This window comes from Pseudomonas corni, from assembly GCF_057128765.1.
Map to the genome: position 1 here is coordinate 2,131 of NZ_JBSKHW010000031.1, position 5,678 is coordinate 7,808.

Annotated in this window: 5 protein-coding genes; 2 read left to right on the forward strand and 3 right to left on the reverse strand. The window is 60.5% G+C overall.

What is annotated here, in order from left to right; all coding sequences use genetic code 11:
- Window positions 1-254 precede the first annotated feature (254 nt).
- A complete protein-coding gene (locus ACWKV9_RS27585; protein WP_483839285.1) occupies window positions 255-1,163 on the reverse strand; it encodes a LysR family transcriptional regulator in 909 nt (302 codons plus the stop codon).
- A 150-nt stretch (window positions 1,164-1,313) separates the two neighbouring features.
- Here ACWKV9_RS27585 and ACWKV9_RS27590 point away from each other — a divergent pair, with 150 nt between their 5' ends.
- On the forward strand, window positions 1,314-2,432 hold the full coding sequence (locus ACWKV9_RS27590) for a Gfo/Idh/MocA family protein (RefSeq protein ID WP_483839281.1): 1,119 nt from the start codon (window positions 1,314-1,316) through the stop codon (window positions 2,430-2,432).
- A gap of 271 nt (window positions 2,433-2,703) precedes the next feature.
- Here ACWKV9_RS27590 and ACWKV9_RS27595 read toward each other — a convergent pair whose 3' ends face one another.
- Window positions 2,704-3,294, reverse strand: a complete 591-nt coding sequence (locus tag ACWKV9_RS27595) for an N-acetyltransferase family protein (protein WP_483839282.1) — start codon at window positions 3,292-3,294, stop codon at window positions 2,704-2,706.
- A gap of 42 nt (window positions 3,295-3,336) precedes the next feature.
- Window positions 3,337-4,239, reverse strand: a complete 903-nt coding sequence (locus ACWKV9_RS27600; RefSeq protein WP_483839283.1) for a LysR family transcriptional regulator — start codon at window positions 4,237-4,239, stop codon at window positions 3,337-3,339.
- Window positions 4,240-4,336: 97 nt separating this feature from the next.
- On the opposite strand from ACWKV9_RS27600, the gene ACWKV9_RS27605 reads away from it, so the two are divergent.
- Complete coding sequence (locus ACWKV9_RS27605) at window positions 4,337-5,551, forward strand: acetylornithine/succinylornithine family transaminase (RefSeq protein WP_483839284.1); 1,215 nt, start codon at window positions 4,337-4,339, stop codon at window positions 5,549-5,551.
- Window positions 5,552-5,678 lie beyond the last annotated feature (127 nt).

Genomic DNA, 5,678 nt, shown 5'->3' on the forward strand with positions numbered 1-5,678 from the left:
TAGGAGCCAACTTGTTGGCGAGATGGCCAGCGAGGTGTGCCAGAAGCGACGCCTCGCGAACAAGTTCGCTCCTACAGAGGGGAGGCGGACTTTATGGTATTGCGAAAGGCTGCCGCTCGCCGCAATTTGGGTTTTGAGCATTCTTCGCCAAACACCGCACCTGTAGGAGCCAACTTGTTGGCGAGATGGCCAGCGAGGTGTGCCAGAAGCGACGCCTCGCGAACAAGTTCGCTCCTACAGGGTGGGGGCAGCCTTCAGGATAGTGAGACAGGCTGCTCCACCGCCGCAATGTGCTCTCTGAAATAGTCGATCAGCGCCCGCAGTTTGGGTGAGGCGTGGCGGCTGGAGGGCCACAGCATCCACAGCGTGCCGCGATGCTCGGTGTAGTCGCTAAGGACCTTTTCCAGCTTGCCTTCGCGCAGTGCCTGGATGGTCGAGAAGTCAGCCAGGCAGGCGATGCCCAGTCCCTCAATGGCTAGATGGGCGAGGGCATCGGTGGTGGTGCAGGTAATGACCTTGCCCAACTCTGGATCGGATTCGGCATTAGGATCGCGCACCGGCCAGCGTTCCAGGGCGCCGCTGGCTGGAAACTTGTGCATCAGGCAGGCGTGGTTCTTCAGGTCGTCGGGATGCAGCGGACGGCCTCGGCGTTGCAGGTAAGCAGGCGACGCCACTAATTCCAGTTTGAACTCCCCCAACTTGCGCGCCATCAAGCGCGAGTCGGACGGCTGGCCGGTGCGGATCACGGCATCGAAGCCTTCTTCAATCACGTCGCTCATGCGATCCGAAAGATCCACGTCCAGTTCAATGTCCGGATACGCCTGCATGAACCCGGCAAGCAGCGGAAAGATCAGGGTGTTCTGCAGCGGCACGCTGATGCGCAGCTTGCCCTTGGGCGCCTCGGCCAATTGCGACAGCTCGATCTCGGCCTGTTCGACCTCTTGAATGATTCGCCGGCAGCGCGCCAGAAACAGCTCGCCTTCGGCAGTCAGGGTGACGCTACGGGTACTGCGATGGAACAGGCGCACGCCCAGCCGCTCTTCCATGCGCGCAACGCTCTTACCCACTGCCGACGATGAAATGTCCAGCAAGCGGCCGGCCTCGGTGAAACTGCGGGTCTCGGCGACCTGAACGAAGGCCGTGATGCCGCTCAGACTGTCCATCATCGTCAGTGCTCTCCCAGTACCATCGATTTTCCGGTGGGCTAATTTAAGCCGTTTCTGTCCGCAATGTTCGGAACTCTGCACGGTTTTTCACGAGCGCCCCGGTCCCTAGACTCAAGGCACATCCCGAATTTCCCATGGAGTGCCTGTATGAAAGCAATCGACGTCGCAGCAACGCCAATTCGTGTGGGCCTGGTGGGCATTGGCAACTGGGCGCTGCACGGCCATGTGCGGGTCCTGACGCTGTTGCCGGAGTACCAGATCAGCGCCATTTTCAGCCAGCGCCAAGGCAGCGCGAATGCGGCAGCCGAACAGTTCGGCATCGCCCATGTGGTGGATTCACTGGATGCCCTGGTCAATCATCCGGAGGTCGATCTGGTGGTGGTGCTGACCACCGCGCCGCAGCATGAAGAAGCGGTACGCGCCGCAATTGCCGCAAAAAAGGACGTGTATTGCGAGTGGCCGCTGACCACCAGCACGGCGACTTCCGAAGAGCTCAACCGTCTGGCCAAAGCGGCGGGCGTGAGGCATATCGTCGGTCTGCAGCGCCGTCATGCGCCGCACAATCGCTATCTGCGGGACCTGTTGCAACAGGGATACGTCGGCAAAGTGCGCTCGGTGCGCATCCACGTCAGCATGAATTACTTCCAGGCGCTGCGCCCCAATGCCTTGCGCTGGACAGTCCCGGTGGAAAATTTTTCCAGCGTGATCGCGATCTACGCCGGGCACTTCCTGGACATGCTGTTCACCGCCACCGGTTGGCCGATCAACGTGACTGGGCTGGTGGTCAATCAATTCGAAAAAGTCACCATCAAGGAAACCGACGAAGTTTTTGACACCACCGCACCCGATCAAATGGTGCTGGTGGGGCAATTGCAGGACGGCGCGCTGGTGTCGGTGCATGTCGAAGGCGGCAAGCGCAATGGCTCTGGCGTGCAGATGGACATCACCGGCCACTTGGGCGATCTGCGGATCACCAACACCTCGGCATTCGGTGAAGTGGGCGATGACTACGTGATCGAAGGCGCCCACGGTGACAACCTGCCATTGCAGCTGATGCCGGTGCCGGATGCCTACCTGCGCCTGCCGGACTCGAACCTGCCTTCGGCGGTGCTGGAACTGGCCGAGTTGTATTACGTCTACGCCCAGGACGTGGTTGAAGGGACGCAGGTAGCAGCGACGTTTGACGATGCGGTAAGGATGCACAAGTTGATCGACGCGGCGTTGGCAGCGTCCGCCACCGGGCAGCGTGAGCGGTTGGTTGGGTGAGTGTCTGGCCTGGGTGAGCGTGCAAACCACTTCGCGGGCAAGGCTCGCTCCAACAGGATTTGCGCTGGCCGCCATGTAAGCAGCGAAGCAGATCCAATGTGGGAGCGGACCTGTCCGCGAAAGCGGTGCGTCAGGCGGTAGAGATGTATCGGCTGTACCTGCCTCTTCTCGGACGGGTCCGCTCCCACGGGTTTTGCGTTCAATCACAACGTTGGTAGCGCCTGATCCATTGTTGGAGCGAGGCTTGCCCGCGACGCTTATCAGCGGTTCATCACGTATCCGGCCTGTCTTTGGGCAGCCGCTCCAGATGTTCTTCCACCGTGCGGCCACCCAGCGGTTTGACCATCATGCGCAGGGTATTGGTCCGTTTGCCCATCTTGATCCCTTCAAGGGTCCGAACCTGTTGGTAGCCGATCTTTTCCCAAAAGCGTTCTGCCTTTACGTTGCCCTGTACCACCACAAGCCGCATCCATTGCGCGCCATTTTGTTGCGCCCAGCGCTCGACATCCTGATGGATCAGCCGCGCATCGCCACTGCCGTGCCGGGACGAATCCACGATGAAGAACGCAGTGTGCCAGACCCCAGGCGACCAGAGGTCGGAGATGATATTAACCAGCGCCACCAGCGAGCCTTGTTCGTCGACATACCCCCAAATCCAGCGGGTGTTGTAGTTCCAGTCGTCGGGCATGTCGCCCTTGAGTTCCTCATGCGCCTCGTCCGGTCGGGGGGGTTCACCGTTGCACACGGTGAAATAGCCAGGATTGGCTTCGAAAAAATCCTGAATCGCCGCTTCGTCCTGCGCTGTCAGCTCAGTAACGCGAAGGCCCGGTATCGACGAATCGGGGCGTTCCTTGTTGATCATCAATCTACGCTCCCTGCATAAGTGGCCGGTCGAAGTGAATCGTTATTTCCCCCACGCCGCCAACGCGCGTTCCACAAAATGCCTGACCTTGGGCAGCCGATAGCGATCCTGCGCGTAGATCAGAAACATCTGACGGCTGGGGGGCTGGTATTCCTGCAATAACGGCACCAACCGGCCAGCTTGCAGGTCTTGCTCAATCAGCACATCCGGAAGCATCGTCAGGCCCATGCCGGACAACGCAGCCTGGCGAAGGGCCGGGGTGCTGTTGATGATCATCGGTCCCGACACTGGAATTTCGATCTCGCCCGCGGGGCCGGTGAGCTTCCATAATTTCTCCGACGCGCGCCATTCATCGCCGGCCGGGTAAGAGAACGCCAGGCATTGGTGCTGTTGCAAGTCGTTGGCGTGTAGCGGGGTGCCGTGGCGTTGCAGGTATTGGGGCGAGGCGCAGATGGTCAGGGTGTAATCCTGCAGGGGCCGCGCGATCAGGTTCGAAGGCTCGGGCATGCCCAGTCGAATGGCCGCATCGAAACCGTGCTCCACCAAGTCCATCAACTGATTGTTGAGCACCACTTCCAGCTTGACTTCGGGGTAGGCCTGGGCGAAATCGCTGAGCATCGGTGCCAGGCGCTCAGCACCGAATGCAGGTGGCGCGGTGATTCGCAAGGTGCCGGACGGTAGGGTCTGGGCCTGTTCAGCCAAGCGATCCGAATCCGCCACCAGCCCCAGCACTTCAACGCAGCGCCGGTAATACTGCACCCCAAACTCGGTCAGGTTTTGCCGGCGTGTGGTGCGTTGCAGCAGGCTGATGCCCAAGCGCTGTTCAAGGGCCTTGAGGTGATTGCCGACCATCGTGGTGGACATTTCGCACTGCCTTGCGGCCGCCGTCATGCTGCCGCTTTCCACTACTTGAACGAACACGCTCATTGACTGGAACACATCCATTATCAAGCCCTGCTTAAAGGTCACTGAAGCAAAGCCATCTTTATACACCATGGCAGGCTAAACATACTGCCAGCACATCCACCAAGGAGTGCTGGCCATGACCGCCGATTGCCTGATGAACACCTACAAACCAATGCCGCTGAGTTTCATCAAAGGTCTCGGCGCGCGCCTCTGGGACGAAGACGGCCGCGAGTATCTGGACGCCTTGGCGGGTGTAGCGGTGACCAATGTCGGGCACTGTCACCCGCGCATCGTCGAGGTCATTCGCGAGCAGGCCGGGCTGCTGCTGCACACATCTAATCACTACAGCATCCCTTGGCAACAGCGGCTGGCGCAGAAGCTCACTGAGCTTGCGGGCATGGAACAGGCGTTTTTCAACAATTCCGGCGCCGAGGCCAACGAAACCGCGCTCAAGCTGGCGCGGCTGTATGGCTGGTCCAAAGGCATCCGCCAGCCGCTGGTGATCGTGATGGATAACGCCTTTCATGGCCGCACGCTCGGTACGTTGTCAGCCAGCGATAACGGCGGCGTGCGTTTGGGTTATCAGCCGTTGCCGGGGGAATGTGTCAGGGTCGGTTTCGGTGATATTGCAGCGCTTGAAGCGGCGGGGCGGTTGCATGGCGAGCGCATCGTCGGGGTGCTGATGGAGCCGATTCAGGGTGAGGGTGGGGTGCTGGTGCCGCCGCCCGGTTATCTGAAACAGGTGCGCGAACTGTGTACCCGGCGTGGCTGGCTGATGATGCTCGACGAGATCCAGACGGGCATGGGGCGCACCGGTCAGTGGTTTGCCTTTCAGCACCACGGCATCGTGCCCGACGTGATGACACTGGCCAAAGGGTTAGCCAACGGCATACCCATTGGCGCCTGCCTGGCTCGGGGTGTCGCTGCCCAATTGTTCACGCCGGGCAGCCACGGCAGCACCTTCGGCGGCAACCCGCTGGCGTGTCGGGTGGCGTGCACGGTGCTTGATATTATCGACGACGAAGCGCTGCTCAATAATGCCGCCGTGCAGGGTGCACGCCTGTTCGATGGGCTGCGTGAAGCGTTGGCGGGGCATCAGGACATCGTGAGTATTCGCGGACAAGGCCTGATGTTCGGCATCGAGCTGAAACGGGCGATCCCGGATTTGGCATTGAATGCAGCGCGAGATCACGGCCTGCTGATCAACGTTACCCGTGGCCAAACCATCCGCCTGTTGCCGCCGTTGATCATCGATCAGCGCCAGGTGCGGTTGATTGTCGAAGGGGTGAGCGCGGTGCTGGGCGTTACTGCGCCAATTACGGCTTCGGCAAAAATGGCGATCTGCGGATGACACCCAACCTGTAGGAGCCAACTTGTTGGCGAGGCAGGCGATACGGCGTGTCAGGCCAGACGCCTCGCGAACAAGTTCGCTCCTACGGAATGGCGAACCTTCGCGGTGTGTCAGGCGGAACTGATTC

Excerpts from the sequence above, each read along its gene's own strand:
- ACWKV9_RS27585 (WP_483839285.1), bottom strand. The coding sequence starts at position 1,163 with ATGGACAGTCTGAGCGGCATCACGGCCTTCGTTCAGGTCGCCGAGACC.
- ACWKV9_RS27590 (WP_483839281.1), top strand. The coding sequence starts at position 1,314 with ATGAAAGCAATCGACGTCGCAGCAACGCCAATTCGTGTGGGCCTGGTG.
- ACWKV9_RS27595 (WP_483839282.1), bottom strand. The coding sequence starts at position 3,294 with ATGATCAACAAGGAACGCCCCGATTCGTCGATACCGGGCCTTCGCGTT.
- ACWKV9_RS27600 (WP_483839283.1), bottom strand. The coding sequence starts at position 4,239 with ATGGATGTGTTCCAGTCAATGAGCGTGTTCGTTCAAGTAGTGGAAAGC.
- ACWKV9_RS27605 (WP_483839284.1), top strand. The coding sequence starts at position 4,337 with ATGACCGCCGATTGCCTGATGAACACCTACAAACCAATGCCGCTGAGT.